Annotated in this window: 11 protein-coding genes; 7 read left to right on the top strand and 4 right to left on the bottom strand. The window is 49.2% G+C overall.

Features of this window, described 5'->3' with window-relative positions; genetic code table 11:
• Window positions 1-286 precede the first annotated feature (286 nt).
• Window positions 287-1,177: an N-acetylmuramic acid 6-phosphate etherase gene (gene murQ / locus AC1HDJ_RS05480; RefSeq protein ID WP_438628962.1), complete on the top strand. Its 891-nt coding sequence runs from the start codon at window positions 287-289 to the stop codon at window positions 1,175-1,177.
• Between the two features lie 24 nt (window positions 1,178-1,201).
• Window positions 1,202-2,566: a PTS transporter subunit EIIC gene (locus AC1HDJ_RS05485; protein WP_479534010.1), complete on the top strand. Its 1,365-nt coding sequence runs from the start codon at window positions 1,202-1,204 to the stop codon at window positions 2,564-2,566.
• A 160-nt stretch (window positions 2,567-2,726) separates the two neighbouring features.
• Here AC1HDJ_RS05485 and AC1HDJ_RS05490 read toward each other — a convergent pair whose 3' ends face one another.
• The 3 genes from AC1HDJ_RS05490 to rdgC all read right to left on the bottom strand — a co-directional run bounded on the left by AC1HDJ_RS05490 (window position 2,727) and on the right by rdgC (window position 8,744).
• Window positions 2,727-5,867, bottom strand: coding sequence for a chitinase C-terminal domain-containing protein (locus tag AC1HDJ_RS05490; protein WP_479534012.1), 3,141 nt, complete (start codon window positions 5,865-5,867; stop codon window positions 2,727-2,729).
• 463 nt (window positions 5,868-6,330) lie between these two features.
• A complete protein-coding gene (gene trhP, locus AC1HDJ_RS05495; protein WP_479534014.1) occupies window positions 6,331-7,704 on the bottom strand; it encodes a prephenate-dependent tRNA uridine(34) hydroxylase TrhP in 1,374 nt (457 codons plus the stop codon).
• Window positions 7,705-7,829: 125 nt separating this feature from the next.
• A complete protein-coding gene (rdgC, locus tag AC1HDJ_RS05500; RefSeq protein WP_479534017.1) occupies window positions 7,830-8,744 on the bottom strand; it encodes a recombination-associated protein RdgC in 915 nt (304 codons plus the stop codon).
• 125 nt (window positions 8,745-8,869) lie between these two features.
• On the opposite strand from rdgC, the gene AC1HDJ_RS05505 reads away from it, so the two are divergent.
• From AC1HDJ_RS05505 to AC1HDJ_RS05525, 5 genes are all read left to right on the top strand, one after another.
• A complete protein-coding gene (locus AC1HDJ_RS05505) occupies window positions 8,870-10,135 on the top strand; it encodes an exonuclease SbcCD subunit D C-terminal domain-containing protein (protein ID WP_479534019.1) in 1,266 nt (421 codons plus the stop codon).
• Window positions 10,132-13,911, top strand: coding sequence for an AAA family ATPase (locus tag AC1HDJ_RS05510; RefSeq protein WP_479534021.1), 3,780 nt, complete (start codon window positions 10,132-10,134; stop codon window positions 13,909-13,911). Before AC1HDJ_RS05505 ends, AC1HDJ_RS05510 begins: the two co-directional genes overlap by 4 nt.
• Before the next feature lie 171 nt (window positions 13,912-14,082).
• Complete coding sequence (gene phoB / locus AC1HDJ_RS05515; RefSeq protein WP_438622463.1) at window positions 14,083-14,772, top strand: phosphate regulon transcriptional regulator PhoB; 690 nt, start codon at window positions 14,083-14,085, stop codon at window positions 14,770-14,772.
• Between the two features lie 49 nt (window positions 14,773-14,821).
• Window positions 14,822-16,156, top strand: a complete 1,335-nt coding sequence (gene phoR, locus AC1HDJ_RS05520) for a phosphate regulon sensor histidine kinase PhoR (protein WP_479534024.1) — start codon at window positions 14,822-14,824, stop codon at window positions 16,154-16,156.
• A gap of 209 nt (window positions 16,157-16,365) precedes the next feature.
• Window positions 16,366-17,337: a PstS family phosphate ABC transporter substrate-binding protein gene (locus AC1HDJ_RS05525; RefSeq protein ID WP_438622465.1), complete on the top strand. Its 972-nt coding sequence runs from the start codon at window positions 16,366-16,368 to the stop codon at window positions 17,335-17,337.
• A gap of 245 nt (window positions 17,338-17,582) precedes the next feature.
• Here AC1HDJ_RS05525 and AC1HDJ_RS05530 read toward each other — a convergent pair whose 3' ends face one another.
• A complete protein-coding gene (locus AC1HDJ_RS05530; RefSeq protein WP_479534027.1) occupies window positions 17,583-18,476 on the bottom strand; it encodes an aldo/keto reductase in 894 nt (297 codons plus the stop codon).
• Window positions 18,477-18,499 lie beyond the last annotated feature (23 nt).

The raw sequence follows: 18,499 nt of genomic DNA on the forward strand, positions 1-18,499 counted from the left end.
TTATTCTTATCCGATCAGTGCTCTTATCCGGCCACTACTCTTATACCTTGTACCGGAAAATGGGAAAAGCCCGTTATTACGTTGGCAGTGGTTCTGGCATAGATAAACGCTGATATGCTCTTAATCCTATAACGTAATGATTTTTATGTTTTTTATTTTATCTGTTTGGATGCAAAACAGATAGTTTGTGATTAAACGCTCATTATTCCAACAATAATTTGTTTCTTGGAATATATTATTCCATTATTTGTTTAACGAAGTAATTAAATATTTAAGCGAGTCACATATGAATCTAGGTCGTTTAGTCTCAGAGAGCCGTAACAGCAATACAATGGATTTAGATACTTTACCTACCGTTGAGATGTTGCAGCGCTTTAATGAAGAAGATCAGCGTGTGCCTTTGGCGGTAAAACAAGAGCTGCCGGCCATTGCCCGTGCTGTTGATGTTATTACTGCAGCATTTCAGCAGGGCGGCCGCCTGATTTATATGGGTGCCGGTACCAGTGGCCGCTTGGGTATTCTTGATGCCTCTGAGTGCCCGCCAACCTATGGCGTGCCACATGGTATGGTGATTGGCCTGATTGCCGGTGGCGAAAGCGCCATTCTCAAAGCGGTTGAAGGGGCGGAAGATGATGCGCAATTGGGCGCTGATGATTTGCGCAATTTACAGCTGACGGCGAAAGATGTGGTGGTCGGCATTGCTGCTTCAGGCCGAACCCCGTATGTGCTGGGTGGATTAGCCTATGCACGCGCTACCGGTTGTACCACGGCGGCGGTCTCTTGCAACCCTGATTCACTGATTGCTGATGCCGCAGATATCGCCATTTCACCGGTGGTTGGCCCAGAAGCATTGACCGGTTCAACCCGTATGAAAGCCGGTACAGCGCAAAAGCTCGTGCTGAATATGCTAACTACCGGCGCGATGGTAAAGCTGGGTAAAGCCTACCAAAACCTGATGGTGGATGTGAAAGCCACGAATGAAAAATTGGTGGATAGAGCCTGCCGTATTGTGATGGAAGCTTCCGGTGCAACCCGTACCGAGGCCGAGGCGCTGTTGCAGCAAACTGAGAATGAAGTGAAGCCGGCCATTTTAATGCACCTGACCGGTCTGAGCGCTGAAGCGGCTATCGCCCGTTTACAGCAGACTCACGGATACTTGCGCCAAGCATTAAAATAATTACAAGATAGGCAGGATGACACTATGAGTAATCTCTCTTCATTGGCAGCACAACTGCTGGCCGGTATTGGCGGTGAGGCTAATATCAGTAAATTAGAAAACTGCATGACACGGGTTCGGATTGAAGTTCACGATGATTCGGTACTCGATATTGCGGCACTGAAAGTGCTGCCAGGAGTGAAAGGTTATCTCAAGCAAGGTGAACAGCATCAGTTTATTATCGGGCCGGGTGCGGCGGCGAAAGTGGTTGATGCGATGAAAGCATTGCTGACCGGCGCACCTGCACAAGCGCCTACCGATACAGTAAGCAGCAATAAAAGTGCGGCCAAAGAAAAATACAAAGCGCCGATGAGCGGTGCGTTGAAAATGCTGGGGAATGTATTTATTCCGATTATACCGGCCTTTATTGCCTCGGGGATGATCCTCGGGATTATCAACGTGCTCAAACGCCCTGATATTGCCGGTAATCTGATAGAGCAATACCCGAATATTCTGGCGCTGCTCGGCATTTTTGGTAATGCTGTTTTCTCCATCATGAGTATCTTGGTGGGTGTCAATGCCGCACGGGTGTTCGGCGGCTCAATGGCAATGGGCGGGGTGATGGCGGGTATTTTAACCCACCCAGGTCTGGCTCAGGTTGAACTGTTTGGTGAGCATCTGCAACCGGGGCGCGGTGGTGTGATTGCCGTGCTGCTGGTGGTTGCCTTTATGTGCTGGGTGGAAAAGCAGCTGCGTCAGCGGTTGCCGGAATCATTAGAGCTAATCCTCAACCCACTACTGACCACCTTAATTACCGCAAGCTTGGCGATAGTGCTGTTACAGCCGTTAGGTGGTTATATTTCAGACCTGATTGCCCATGGCGCAAGCCTTGCCATTGATAAAGGCGGTTTACTGGTTGGCGCAATTTTATCGGGTACATTCCTGCCGCTGGTTCTTTCAGGGTTACATCAGGGCCTTGTGCCGATTCATGTTGAACTGCTGCAAAAATATGGATCAAACCCTCTGCTACCGATTCTTGCTATGGCGGGTATGGGGCAAGTTGGCGCGGCGATTGCGGTACTGATGAAAACCAAAAATACCCGCTTAAAAACCATGACCAAAGGCGCATTGCCGGTCGGGATCTTGGGTATTGGTGAGCCGTTAATTTTTGGTGTGACTTTACCGCTTGGTCGCCCGTTTATTGCCGCATGTCTGGGCGGGGCAATCGGTGGTGCGCTGGTTTGCTACTGGAAAGTGTCTACCGTGATTACCTTTGGATTATCCGGTGTGCCGCTGGCGGTCACTATCGTACCGGGTAAAGTCCTGCTCTATTTTGCAGGTATGGCGGTAACCGTATTGGCCGGTTTCATCTTTACTCTGCTGCTCGGGTTTGAAGATCCCAAAGAGTAACCAGACAACCCTTCGTAAAAAGATCAAAAGAAAAGGCATCTTTACAGATGCCTTTTTTATTTTAACGAACTTGATATTAATGGAACTCATCTTTACACGGTATGTATCAGCGTGGTTGGTATCAAGATGATTGATAGCAACCTACCATGATATCCGTTAATTAATAGCTACATACAAAGGTCCAGCTAGTGTCACTTCCTGGTACTGAGTTTGTCCACCAGTTGGCTTTATATACCTTATTCAGGTTTGCCATTTGGTCTCCGCCGGTTGCAAAACCATTTTGTGTCCAGTTTGGATACACTTTGACTTTGCTGGCATCAACATTTTTACTGGCACAGCTGTCAGATACAGCACCGCCAGTTCCTCCGGTGCTGCCACCGCCGGTCGCGCCGCCAGAGCTGCTTAAATCAGCCAGTGGTAGGCTTGGGTATTCACCACTGAAAGCGTATTCAGTACCGCTAATTTTCACCGTATAGTTAGCCGGGCCAGAAATTGGCAGGTAGTAGACCAGATCCAGATCATAAGTCTCACCTTTGGCCAGTGTTTTCCAGTTTGGCAAAGTAAATGCCACACGGTGGAAATTACCTTTGAGGCCGCCGATGTTATTACCGGTATGGCCGGTTTGGATCACTTTCAGCCCTGCACCTGATTGGTCGGCGGCGTTAGCCGGTGCTGAGGTTGGAATATCAAACTGGAACTCTGTACCGCCGGGAATATCGCTGCCGGTGTTGTTTTTAAAGTGAACCTTCGGGTTGATTGGGTAGTTTTGATCGCCCACTTTGAAGCCATCAATGGTGACGGCGATATCTACCGCTTTTGCTGGCATAGCCCGATCAGCAAGTTTGTTGCCATAGGCTGGGGCATTTTTCAGTGTATCGTACAGCGCATTGGTCATGGTATTACCGATGTAATACTCACCCCCGTTGCGGTTCGGATACCATGCGTAGTCACCGGCCATCTCCCAGATCATTACGCCACCTAAACCTTGGTTGGCCACATAGCCCGCTTTGGTTTTGATTGATTGCTCATCTTCGGTAGAGATAAAGACTTTCTTATCGGCGTTCCACAACCATGGCGCAACCGCTACGCTGTCATAGTAACGCACATATTTACCGGTCAGTTTGTCTTGCGGATCATTGGCTGGATCTAAACCGTATGATTGGATATAGCTTGGCAATATCCCTTTTTCAAGGTTCATGGCATGCCACATCGGGTTGCCACCACCGGCCATCTCTTTGCCTTTGACATCCACATCAAACCAGACGTTATCGATACCGACCGCACCGTTACCGCACTGATTTTTCGGATCGCCGCCAGTACCTGACGGGCACTGAGATTGGTTTGGCAGGGCAGCACTACCCCATAAGCCATTATCACCGCCAGTGACGTTTTGCCATCCGCGCGTATAGTAAGGCACACCGATGTTAATACGGCCGGCTGGCATTGAGCCACGGAAGTAGTGTGCAGCCCAATCAGTGTTCAGGTAGCCTAAGCCACCGTATTGTGCTGTACCGTACATATTCCATGCGGCCAGTTCACCATCTTTACCGGTATCATACAGCGCAGCATTGTGGCCAACATAGTTGTTCCATGAGCCGTGTAAGTCATAAGACATCACGTTGATATAATCGAGGTATTGGGTAACCTGATAGGTCTCCATACCCCGCAGCATATAGCCCGATGATGGGGCGGCAACCGTCAGCATGTAGTGCTTTTTATCGGCAGCACCGGCTTTATCTAGCTCTTCGCGCAGGGTTTTCATCAAGACAGAATAAGACTTCATCAGGTGTGGGCGCAGCTTATCAGAGATAGCAAAATCATCTGGATTACCGGCACCGGTCATGGATGTGGCATATTCGTAATCGATATCAACGCCGTTGAAGCCGTATTTACGGATAAAATCAACCGCTGATTTAGCAAAGGTCTGAATGGCAGCGGTATTGGTGCTGCCGTCAGGGTTGGTGGTCATGGTGTAGAAGCCGCCGGAGGCAACACGTTTACCGTTGTCATCAAAATAGCCACCGGTTTCTGCCCAGCCACCGATAGAGATCAGTGTTTTGACATTCGGGTACTGCTTTTTAAATTTATTCAGCAGGTTGAAGTGGCCTTTGTAAGGCAGGCTTGGGTCCATGTCAGCCCCCGCCACGCCCGGCCATTGCAGGCCTGTTGCGGCGTTGGTTGGATCGGCTTCATTGCCCACCGACACTTTAAAGTCTGGGCCGATATGCGCAAAGGCATAGTTAATGTGGGTGATTTTATCCCACGGAATATCTTTGGCCAGATAAGCCGGTTGGCCGTTGCCACCGGTACGCCATGAGGTGAAATAGCCGATGATACGGCGCGGGTGGTCAGCCCCCATCACTTCACGGCCCTCTTTATCGTACACAGTACAATAAGGCACGGCGACGCCCGGAGTTTTATATAAACCCTCTGGACGGCATTGATCTTGTGATGTACCGGTTGTCGCGCCGACAACAAACGTTACGCTGCTTGATGTACCTACATCACCTTTATCATCAGTGGCTTTTGCGATAAGGGTGTGTGAGCCATCAGTGGCCTTCCAAACGGCTTGGTAAGGCGCGTTGGTGCTGCTGCCGACAGAAACGTTATCGACAAAAAACTCCACTTTGGCAACGCTGCCATCACTGTCTTTTGCCGTGGCAGTTAGAGTCACGCTTTGGCCTGCTGATGCGCTGGCGGGTGTATCAATAGTGATTGTCGGAGCTTGGTTGCTGGTGACCGGTGGAGTGGTGGCCGTTGCAGTAATGCTGATGCTGCTGTCAGTGGTTGCGCCTTTATCATCATAGGCTTTGGCCAGTAAAGTGTGTGCACCGGCAGTGGCAACCCAGGCATAGCTATACGGCGCGGCGGTGCTGGTGGCCGTTTTCACGCCATCAATATAAAACTCAACTTTGGCTACTGTACCGTCTTTATCACTGGCCGTGGCGCTGAGTGTGACGGTATCGCCGACTTTCACGCTGGCGTTATTGGCCGGAGCGGTGAGGCTAACACTGGGTGGCGTATTGACAACAGGGGCGGTGGTGGCGCAATCGCCGAGCAGTTTCCACTCTTGATAAGCATTGGAGTACTTATCCGGTGACATGTTTTTATTCCACCAGTTTGCCTGATAGGCTTTATTTTGCAGTTGTACCTTGCTTGCACCGCCGTAGGCGCTGGTGCTATTCCATGTAGATAATCCGGCACAGTCTACCGTAGCGGCTTGCGCTGAAAATGCCATCATGCAAGCAACACTCAGCGCACTTAAATTGAGTGCCGGAGTGATGAGTTTCTTATTCGACATAGTTGTGACATCCCTGAGTTGCCATATCCACCGAGTCAGAGCTATCTGCGCTCGGGTTAAAGGCGCAAAAAAGGAAAATTGGCCTCTGACACTAAACATAATCGAAGTATTTTCACTTAGATAAATATGTTTAAAAAATGTTAATTAATTTGTGACATTGATCGGTGCGATATTGCACATTCACTGCAATGTCATGGGCTGGTTTTCGCAGCTTTTTTTGTGAGAAAAATGATGTGGATCGCAAATACAAGGTGGTGGTTACAGAGGTGTACACGTGTGGAATATTTTCAACATGTCATGTAAAGAAAGAGAAAATAAAAAAGAGAGCAGTAAAAAGAGTGAGGAATTTGGTTATTGGGGCAATAACACTGCACTAAAATTTTTAGTACAGTGTTATTTTATTTTTTATCAGTGAGTTATCGTAATGCTCTGCGTGTAGACAGATCTTGGTTTAACGCTCTGATTACGCGGCGTGCGGGTTACGGGTATTGCTGCCGCCAAGGTTTCGCATCAACAATGCGTAACTCAAATCAAGGTCTGCCGGAACGGGTAAATAAACGGTGTGGCCATCACCCGGTGCAGTATCAATAGGCTGGCCTTTTTTGTTGTGCATCACTTCAATGGTAAAGTTAATGTTACCATTTGGTGTCATTAGCTCAACATTGTCACCCACCAAGAATTTATTTTTTACCGCAACAGCGGCCAGCCCGTCTTTACGATCACCGGTAAATTCACCGACAAATTGCTGCTTGTCTGATACTGAGTAACCGTACTCGTAGTTCTGGTACTCATCGTGCACGTGGCGGCGTAAAAAGCCTTCGGTATACCCGCGGTGCGCCAGTGATTCAAGGGTATCCATCAGCGTTTTATCGAACGGTTTTCCTGCTGCCGCATCATCAATGGCTTTGCGGTATACCTGTGCGGTGCGGGCGCAGTAGTAGAACGATTTGGTGCGGCCCTCAATTTTCAGTGAGTGCACGCCCATTTGTGTCAGGCGTTCGACATGCTGAATAGCACGCAGATCTTTGGAGTTCATCATATATGTACCGTGTTCATCCTCGAACGCGCTCATATATTCACCCGGACGCTGGGCCTCTTCGATCAGATACATCTTATCGGTTGGCGCACCTGCGCCAAGCGTTGGTTCACTGGCCGGATCAATGGTTTGGACTGCAATCGGCTCTTGTTTGTGCACGATATTGCCGGTGTCATCTTCTTTGCCTTCGTGCATTTTGTACTCCCAGCGGCAGGCGTTGGTGCAGGTGCCTTGGTTGGGATCACGTTTATTGATGTAGCCCGAAAGCAAGCAGCGGCCAGAATAGGCCATGCACAGTGCGCCGTGTACGAAGATCTCTAGCTCCATATCCGGTACATTCTGACGGATCTCTTCTATCTCATCGAGTGACAACTCGCGTGATAAAATGACCCGCGTTAACCCCATGCTTTTCCAGAATTTTACGGTCGCCCAGTTTACGGCATTGGCCTGTACCGAAAGATGAATATCAATCTCAGGGAAGGCTTCACGTACCATCATGATCAGGCCGGGATCAGACATGATCAGCGCGTCAGGCTGCATATCAACAACCGGTTTGAGATCCCGCAGAAATGTTTTTAATTTTGAGTTGTGCGGCGCAATGTTGACGACAACGTAGAATTTTTTGCCTTGCGCGTGGGCTTCATTAATGCCGATTTGCAGGTTTTCATGGTTGAATTCATTGTTACGTACACGCAGGCTGTAACGCGGTTGTCCGGCATACACGGCATCTGCACCATAGGCAAAGGCATAACGCATATTTTTCAGGCTGCCGGCGGGCGACAAAAGTTCGGGTTTAAACATGGAGGTCTCTTTAGATATCTGATAACAAATCAGTCGTACCCAACCTGATTGGGAACGGTTTTGCGGCATGCAGTTGCCGCAGCGCGCGCATTCTAGCACGGCCTGCGGCAAGAGTGTGATCGGGGTTATGCTTTCTCGGCAAAACCGCCTAATGCGTCAACCAACTGTTGCAGCATAGCGGCCACTTCGCCACACATCAGTGAGAAATCGGCATCAAAACGCTGGGCGGTATCTTCTCTATCAATATCGTCATTTTGCTCGCGTAGGGCATCGGCAAATTTCAGGCGTTTTAACGATCCATCATCGCACAGCATAAAACTGATCCGATCTTGCCAGTCAAGCGCCAGCTTGGTGACCATTTTTTTCGCTTCAATGTGCGCGATGATCTCATCACACACCAGCTCTTGCTGTTTACAGCGGATCACGCCGCCATCTTCTAAAATAGATTTAAGCTCTGCCTCTTCGAGCAGATTAAAACTGGCCGGTATATCACCACTGCGTACCCATTCGGTTAGGGTTAGCTCAATAGGCTTTTGCACGTTTAATGGCAGTACCGGCAGGCTACCGAGTGATTTGCGCAGCAGAGCCAGCAGATCTTCGGCCCGTTTGGCTGAAGCAGCATCAATCATGATTAAGCCCTGTGTGGTATCAATCCACGCTAGGGTTTGGCTGCTTTTGGTAAAGGCGCGTGGCAGCAGAGTTTGCAGCACTTCATCTTTAATGCTGTCTTTTTCAGTTTTTTTCAACTTGCGCTGCTGCTCTGCTTCAAGACGTGACACCTTTGCAGAAACCGCTTCTTTGATGACCGTTGCGGGCAGCATTTTCTCTTCTTTACGCGCACACAGCAAAATTTGCCCCTGTGTGGCATGCACAAAGGCATCCGCATTGCGGCCAAGGGGCGAGACCCAGCCAAATTTGGCCATATCCTGACTGCCACACGGAGTGAATGCAAAATCAGCCAGTTGTTTTTCCAGCGTTTCCGTTTGCAGGCTGATATCGCGGCTGAAGCGGTAGACCATGAGATTTTTAAACCAGAGCATAAGACTTTCCGTGGGAAGAGACAGTAATGCGCACAATAATAACGGATCAGGCTTTATCTTGTCGTCTGATCCGGCACAATGCGTAGTAATTATCTGTTTTCCTGAGTGTGAAGAAGTGGATCAATATGGCTGACAAACGATTAAAAATAGTGCATACCGCCGACTGGCACTTAGGACACCATCTACACGGTTATGATCGCAGTGCCGAGCATCAGGCATTTTTAGATTGGCTACAGGCCACACTATTGCGTGAGCAGGCCGATGTGTTGCTGGTGGCCGGTGATCTGTTTGATTCTGCTAATCCACCAGCATCAGCATGGCAAATGCTGTACCGCTTCTTGGCACAAATTACCCGCCAGATGCCGCATTTAAATGTGGTGATGATTGGTGGAAATCATGACTCACCCAGTAAGCTTGATGCTCCGCATGAGTTATTGCGTGCCTTTAACCTGCATTTAATCGGTGCAATCAGCCGTGATCAGCAAGGTGAGTTGGAAACCGAGCGTCTGAGAATTCCCTTGCTTGATGCCGAAGGTCAAGTGTGCGGAATGGTGTTGGCTGTGCCTTTTTTGCGCAGTGCCGATTTGCGCGGAACGGAAGATACCGAAGATAGGTTGTTATCCGGCGTGCGTGCGGTGTATCGCTCAGCAGTAGCGGCGGCTGAAACTCAGCGTGGTCTTGCACCTATCCCGCTGATCGGAATGGGGCATGCGTATATGGCGGCTGGGCAGTTATCGGAAATGTCAGAACGCCGTGTGCTGGGGGGAAATCAGCATGCATTACCGGCTGATATTTTTCCCCCTACGCTCAGTTATGTGGCGCTCGGACACCTGCATATGGCGCAGCGCGTGGCGGGTACCGAGCATATTCGCTACAGCGGCTCGCCGCTGCCGTTATCACTGGCAGAGCACAATTATCGGCACCAAGTTGTGCTGTGTGAGTTCTCTGGCGCTACGTTATTGCAGGTTACGCCGCTGTATGTGCCGCGTTATTGCGACATGCTGCGCTTACCCGGAAAACCATTACCGTTGAGTGAAGTGCTGTCACAGCTTGAACACTTGCACACTGAACCCTTACCGCTGGCGCAGCAGCCTTTCCTTGAAGTACAGGTTTTGTTGGATAAACCCGTAGCCATGTTGCGTGAAAAAATCGCGGCAGCGTTGACAGGAAAGGCCGTGCGTTTAGCCAAAATTAGTGTGACCTATCCGCCAAAAACACAGGGTGTATTGCCGCGCCAGACACTGGCTGAACTCAAGCCGGAAGAAGCGTTTCGTCTTTGCTATCAGCGCCGTTTCGCCGGAGACCCTGAACCGGATTTGCAGCAGGCTTTTAATGAACTGTTGGCACATACTGAAGAGCTTGAGCACGGTGAAGAGAGGGCAAAATCATGAAAATTATCGCCTTACGCGGAGAGAATTTAGCCAGCCTACAGCAAGGGTTCAGCATTGATTTTGCTCAGGGCATTTTGGGGGAAGCGGGGCTGTTTGCTATTACTGGTAACACCGGGGCAGGAAAAAGTACCTTGCTCGATGCCATCTGTTTGGCGCTGTATGACCGTGTTCCACGCTTACAAAGTAACCGTAAAAATGATCCCCAAATTGGGCGAGAAGATGATCCGAACCGCATTGCCGCAAATGATGTGCGCAATATTTTACGGCGCGGGGCAACCGAAGGTTTTGCCGAGGTGGATTTTAGCACCGAAGAGGGGATTACCTACCGCGCTCACTGGAGTGTTCGTCGGGCGCGTAACCGCGCAGAGGGCCGCTTGCAGCAAAGCGAAATGTGGCTGGAAAACCTGCATGATCAGACACGCTATGCCGGTAAAAAAACCGAAGTGCTGGCACGCATTGAAACACTGCTGGGGTTGACGCTCGATCAGTTCCAGCGAGCCGTGTTACTGCCACAAGGGGATTTTGCCGCCTTTTTGAAGGCTGGTATTGATGAGCGTGCTGCGCTGTTAGAGCGGATGACCGGTGGTGAAATTTACTCGCGCTTATCACAACAGGCCTATGCACGGGCACGGGAAGAGGAGCAGGCACTTACTCAACTTACCGCGCAGTTAGGCGATGTTGCTTTACTGAGTGAATCTGAAAAACAGGCCCTGCAACAACAGTATGCATTGATACAGCAGCAGCTTATTGCAGAAGAGGCGCGCAGCGATCAGGTTCGTGAGCAACAGAACCTGTTGCGTCAGCAAGATGAGCTGCAAATAGCTTTACAGCAAGCGCAGCAGCATGCCGACAGCCAGCAGACACAGCAAGAGAGCCTTGCGCCGCGGATTGCCTATTTGCAGGATGTTGAACGTATTCAGCCAGCGCGTGCGCTATTACAACGGCTGTGCGAAACAGATCGCCAGCAGCAACGTGCGACTGAGCAGTGTGTGTTGCAGCAACAAAATATTTCAAAAAGTGAGCAATCACTATCAGATATTAGTCAGCAAATAGAAGCAGCACAGGCGCGTTATACACAAACCCATACTCAGTGGGAAATGCTGGAACCAAAACTGAAAACCGGTGCAGCGCTCGAGTTACAAATGGCTGATATCGGCGTACGCCAGCAGACTCTACAACGTACTGAACGTGATCAGCAACAGCAGTTAGATAACGGTCAGCATCAGCTTGATGGCCTATCGCGTCAGGTATCAGAAAGAAAGCGAGCACTCACTAATACTGAATCTGTACTGCAAAGTTTGCATACCGTTGCCAATATTGCGGCGCAATATAAGCCGCTGCATGATGCACTTGAACAGTATCGGCATAGTCATCAGCATATAGAACAGTGGCAAAAAAGTGCGTTGTCACTCAGTGAAACCGTGCCAGCACAACAAAAAGCCCAGCAACAGCAATCTGATCTCATCAGGAAAACAGAGCAACAAACGGCTGAGCTTGGCCATGCGCCTGATGAGCAAACCCGCAACCTCTGGCATCAAGAGCAGCACCAGATCACCGAACAACAGAATGCTTATCAAAAACAGATTGAGTTACTCCAACGTATCAGTAACCGAAGTGAGCATTGGCTGCACCTTAATCAGTCTATTATCGCCGAGCAGCAAAAACAGCGCGATAATCAGCAGCAAATTGCGCTAACCCAGCAGAGTATCGCAGAGTATGAGCAGCAGCATGTCCAGCTGCGCACCCAGCATAGTGAAGCACAATATACTCTTGAGCAGATGCGCACTACCGTAGAGTTAGATGCATTCCGTCCGCAACTGAAAAGTGGCCAACCCTGCCCGTTGTGCGGCGCAACTGATCACCCCTATCAGGCCGCTGCGCCGCAAATGCAGAGTTTGTTGTCATTACAGCAACAGCGCCTGCGTGAGCTGGAAACTCAACTGCGCAAAACCGAAACCGAGCTGCAAACCCAGCGCCATTGGCTGCAACAAAACGCGCTGCAGCAACCTCAGCAGCAACGCCAGCTAACACAATGGCTAACTCAGCGGGAAGAGTACAGCCGTGAGCTCCACACTGCCGCACAAAGCATGGCCGAACCGGATATTGCACTGGCGTGGGCCGATCTTGAGCGTACACAGATTGTGGCAGCCTGGAATCAGGCGCTTGAGCTACAACATCTTCATCTGAAAAAGCAAATGCAAGAGAGTGAGCTGCAGTTGCGGCGTTTGCAAAGCGCTCAGCAAAAGCAAGAACAACTACAGCAGCAGCGCCTGCAACTGAGTCTGCAGCTGAGTAAAGAGCAGCAAACTCTAGCCCGTTTGCAGCAAGAGATAGCCCTGATTCACGATCAGAAAACGCATCTTGATGAAAAAATTGCTCATGAACAACAGCAGCAACAGCAGCGAGCAATCAGTATCAGTGAGCAGTTTGGTCATGCACAGTGGTTAAGCTGGATAACTCAACCACATGCCCAGCAGCAACTGCACATGTTGCAACAGCAAACCGAGCAGTATATCCAACAAAAAAATCAGCAAGAGCATTTACTGGCCAGTTTGCGTGAACTTGAACCTCAATGCGCAGAGCTTGCTGCAGTGCTTCAGCAGCGTCAGCAACAATATAGTGAGTTGCAACAGCAAAAAGCGCAGCTTCAGCAGCAACATCAGCAGCATAAAATCGCGCGATCTCAATTGCTGGGGAATAGCCCTCTGGCGATGATTGAACTACAGGCTAAAACTGCGCGTAATGAAGCAGAAAAACAGTATCAACAGCTTCAGCGCCAGCATCAGGTATTACAGCAAAAAGAGGCGGCAGATAAAGCAACCCTACAAACCTTGCAAAAACAGCAGCAGCATGCGCTAGCGTTGTATCAGCAGTCACTGGCTGCATGGCAGGATGTTCAGCAACAGTATGCATGCACTGAAGCTGTATTGTTGGCATGGTTAGAGCGTGATCCTGCGTGGTTACAGAGTGAACGTGCAGCGCTGCAAGCGTATGAAAAAGCATACAATGATGCCTTTACCCGTTTACACGAGCGGCAAACACAGTTGCTGGCGCTACAACCGCGCGCAGCGCAGGCACAGCGCACGTTATCCGAATGGGCAGTGGCCGCCAATATTGAGCCTACTGCACTGTTTGCTCATGTGCAGCAGCAATTACAACAGTATCGCGATCAGTTATTTACACTCAAGACCACACTGCATCAGGCTGAAGAAGCCGCCCTGCGCGCCGGAGGGCTGCAACAGCAAATCATTGAGCAGCAAGTGCAAACTGAACGTTGGTTGCAGTTAAATGATCTTATCGGCTCGGCCAGCGGTAATAAATTCCGTACTTTCGCACAAGGCCTGACACTCGAACATCTGTTACTGGCTGCAAATGAACATCTGTGCGATCTTGCTCCGCGCTATGAATTAATGCGGGTGCCCGATAGCACCTTATCATTACAGGTTATCGATCATGATATGGGAGATGAAGTGCGCGCAGTTGAATCTTTATCCGGCGGTGAGACTTTCTTGTTCTCACTGGCGCTGGCGCTTGCATTAGCCTCATTGTGTGCTGATACGCGCCGTTTGGGTACGCTGTTTATTGATGAAGGATTTGGTACGCTTGATCCCGACAGCTTAGAGCAGGCACTCTCGTGCCTTGATGCGTTACAAGCAGAAGGCCGTCAGATTGGGGTGATCTCACATGTTACCACATTGGTAGAACGCATAGGAACACGCATCGCGGTAGAAAGTGTCGGTGGGGGGCGCAGCCAGATCCGTATTTTAGCCCGCTAGTTGAGTGTTAAAAAAACAGATCATAATGCTCATCTAAAACAGTATGCTCTGTTTTATGTGAGCAATAAATGCGGAAAACTGATGGGTTGGCAGCAACGTTAACGTAACTGTCATAAAAATGACCCATAATGCCGCAGGATCTCAGGAGAGAATACTTAAACAGGAATCGTTATGGCAAGGCGAATTCTCGTCGTTGAAGACGAAGCACCAATCCGCGACATGTTATGTTTTGTGTTGGAACAAAAAGGTTATGAGCCGGTAGAAGCTGAAGATTATCAAGCGGCTATCAACAAAATGGCTGAACCTTACCCTGATCTGATCTTACTCGATTGGATGCTGCCAGGGGGAACGGGTATTCAACTGATCAAGCACCTTAAACGGGAAGAGATCACGCGTAATATTCCGGTGGTAATGCTTACCGCGCGTGGTGAGGAAGAAGACCGCGTTCGCGGCCTAGAAGTGGGGGCTGATGACTACATCACCAAACCGTTCTCCCCGAAAGAGCTGGTGGCGCGTATAAAAGCGGTGATGCGTCGCATATCGCCAACCTTGGTTGAAGATGTGATTGATGTACAAGGCTTAAAGCTCGATCCTATCTCTCACCGAGTCACCTCCGGCGAGCAACCGCTTGATATGGGGCCGACAGAGTTCAAATTATTGCACTTTTTTATGACTCACCAAGAGCGTGTTTATAGCCGTGAACAGCTACTCGATAACGTGTGGGGCACCAATGTTTATGTCGAAGATCGTACCGTTGATGTGCACATTCGGCGCTTACGCAAAGCATTAGAGTGCTCAGGGCACGATCGTTTAGTGCAAACGGTCAGAGGGTCAGGCTACCGATTCTCATCCCGTTATTAATACCTAAAATCATCGTTGAGAATATGAGTGCCGAGGTATGGAGTAGAACATGGTTGAGCGTTTGTCATGGAAAACGCTGGCAAAAGAGTTGGCGTTTTTTTATATCCCCGCACTCATTGCAAGCCTGATATTCGGGCATGCGTTGCTATTAATGATAATAGCGTCAGTTACCGCTTTGCTTTGGCACTTCTACAATCAGCTTAAATTATCGAGCTGGTTATGGGTGGATAAAAGCATGACTCCGCCGACAGGAAGAGGCAGCTGGGGGCCACTGTTTAACGGTATTTACCGTTTACAACAGCGTAATCGCCGCCGCCGCCGTGAACTGGCGACACTCATCCGCCGCTTTCGCAGTGGTGCAGAATCACTGCCCGATGCTGTGGTGGTATGTACTGAAGATGGCAGTATTTTTTGGTGTAATAAACTGGCGCAGCATATTTTGGGTTTTCGCTGGCCGGAAGACAGCGGGCAACATATTTTAAATCTGGTTCGTAGCCCCGATTTCTCTGCTTATTTGCACACGAAAAACTTCAGTAAACCCTTGGTGATTGCATCGCCGGCCAATCATGATCGGTATGTTGAATTGCGCGTTATGCCTTACAGCGAAGGGCAGTTTTTGATCTCTGCCCGTGATATTACAAAAATGCGCCAGCTAGAGGGCATGCGGCGAAACTTTTTTGCTAATGTCAGCCACGAATTGCGCACGCCGCTGACCGTATTACAAGGTTATCTCGAAATGCTCGATGATGACGATACCGATCCCGAACTCTGGGCTAAAGCCCATAAAACCATGCTCGAACAGACTAAACGCATGGAAGCACTGGTTGAGCAAATCTTAACCCTTTCCCGTATTGAAGCTGCGCCGGAAATTAACCTCAATGAACCGGTAAATATTCCGGCCATGTTGGATTTGCTCGAGCACGATGCTATCGGATTAAGCCAAGAACATACGGTGAGTTTTGATATCGATCATCAGTTACAGGTTTACGGGGATGCAGAGCAACTGCGCAGCGCGGTCTCTAATCTGGTGTATAACGCGATCAACCATACTCCCGAAGGGACACAAATCCATGTTCGCTGGTATAAAAGCCCAACCGGAGCCTGTTTTGAAGTTAAAGATAATGGCCCGGGTATTCCGGCTAACCATCTTGGCCGCTTAACCGAGCGTTTTTATCGGGTGGATAAAGCGCGATCACGTAAAACCGGCGGCAGCGGGTTGGGGTTGGCCATTGTTAAACATGCACTTATTCATCATGATAGCCGGTTGGATATTCAAAGCACGCTCGGTATCGGCAGCCAGTTCTCGTTTGTGATTCCTCAGTCACTCTTGGTTCAGAGTGAGCCTGTATTAGGGGCAGCACAAGGGGCAAAACACAACACTTAATGCGTTGATTCGCATTGTATCTATTTATTTGGTGGGATTGGATAGCGGTGTTGTGCACAAATTAGCCTAGTGGGTAGATGAAAAATAGAAAATAGACAAATAAATAATCGAATGTCATTTAACTGTCACTTTTAAGAGATAAAACTGTCATCAGTTCGCAGGATACTAGCCCCGACTTCTACGAAGGACCGTTTTATGGAGAGTTTAAAATGAAATTGAAAGCACTTGTCAGCGCCTTAAGTTTTACCTTGGTTGCCTCGTTTGCCAGCAGCACTTATGCTGCGGTAGACAGTAATCTGGCCGATTATAAAAAAGTAAGCGGTGTTTCAGGCAACCTGTCTTCTGTCGGTTCTGACACGCTGGCTAACCTGATGACTTTGTGGGCTGAGCAGTTTAAGCGTGAGTATGCGAACGTAAACATTCAGGTGCAGGCTGCCGGTTCTTCAACTGCGCCTCCGGCGTTAACTGAAGGTACTGCGCAATTAGGCCCAATGAGCCGCAAGATGAAAGGCAAAGAGATCGAAGCCTTTGAGAAAAAATTTGGCTATCAACCGATAGGTATTCCGGTTGCTATTGATGCCTTGGCCGTCTTTGTTAATAAAGATAACCCAATCAAAGGGTTGAACTTTGAACAACTCGACGCTATTTACTCCACCACACTGAAATGTGGAGCAAATGAGCCGGTGACTCGTTGGGGCCAGTTAGGTGTTACCGGCGAGCTGGCTAATAAAGATATCCAACTGTATGGCCGTAACTCTGTATCGGGTACATACGGTTACTTTAAAGATCACGCATTGTGTAAAGGTGATTTCCGCAGCAACGTGAACGAACAACCGGGTTCAGCATCCGTCGTGCAGTCTGTTGGTGCATCACTTAACAGCATCGGCTATACCGGTATTGGTTATAAAACCTCAGGCGTGCGTGCGTTGCCGCTGGCTGAGAAAGGCACTGCTTACGTAGAGCCTACCGAAGCTAACGCCATTGACGGTACATATCCGTTATCACGTTACCTGTATATCTACGTGAACAAGCACCCGAACAAACCACTTGACCCAATGACAGCCGAGTTCCTGAAAATGGTTCTATCTAAGCAAGGTCAAGAGTTGGTTGAAAAAGACGGTTATATCCCTGTTCCGGCAAAAGTTATCGCAAAAGATCTGGAAACGCTAGGCGTCAAATAATAGTGAAGTAACGGCGTAGCTACATGTGGTTAGCTCATGTTGTTAGCACAAGCCGATAGGCTCTGTTTTTGCTCTCGGCGATAAGTAACAAAAAAAGGCCATCTTTTTTGAGATGGCCTTTTTATTTAACCCGTATCTTTTCCTGCTGGAAATCCGAAGCCTAAAACTCGAAGCTTGAAAACTAAAATCAATGCCTCTTTAACGCTCGTTTTATCTGTTTTGCTAAGGTTAGCAATAATCTTGCACTACGGAACATCGTAACCGAGCGCGGCTCTGCGAATACGAAACCACTGCTGACGGCTTAGCGTGTAATCAGCTGCTTGGCTGGCATGGGTAACACGGTCAATTTTACCAGACCCGATAATCGGTAACGGTTGGCTTGGCAGGGCTAAAATCCATGCATAGACCACTTGTTCGATACTGATTGCTCCTACTTCGCTGCGGATAACCTCAAGTTCATCACGCAACGGTTGGTATGCCGGATCGGTAAACAGACGCCCACCCCCCAAGCACGACCAAGCCATCGGGTGGATACGTTTTTCCTGACACAGATCTAGCGTGCCATCGAGCAGCAAATCTTGATACAGCGGTGAAATCTCGACTTGATTGGTGACTAGCGGAAAATCCAGCCGGCTTTGCAGTAACGAGAACTGCTGAGCGGTAAAATTTGATACACCCACATGACGCACTTTGCCACTCTTACGCAAAGAGGTAAATGCTTGAGCTACCTCATCGGCATCCATCAGCGGATCGGGGCGGTGGATCAACAGCAGATCCAGATAATCGGTGTGCAAATTACGCAGCGAACGCTCAGCCGAGGCGATAATATGAGCGGCATCGGTAATATAGTGGTTCAACGCATACTCAGGGCGAGCGGTTAATGCTATTCCACATTTGCTGACAATCTGAATATGTTGTCGTAATGAGGGCTGTAAACGCAGCGCATCGCCAAATGCTTGTTCACACTGATAACCGCCATAGATATCTGCATGATCGGTAGCTGTGATGCCCAGATCAAGGTGCTGCTGAATAAAGGTGGCCGTTTGCTGAGCACTAAAACCCCACTCCATTAAACGCCAGTAGCCCATCACCATGCGGGAAAAAAGCGGCCCATTGGCCGCTAGTTGAAGTTGTTGCATGTTTCATCCTTGGTCTTATAGAT

The sequence above is a fragment of the Plesiomonas sp. ISS29 genome (assembly GCF_056522795.1).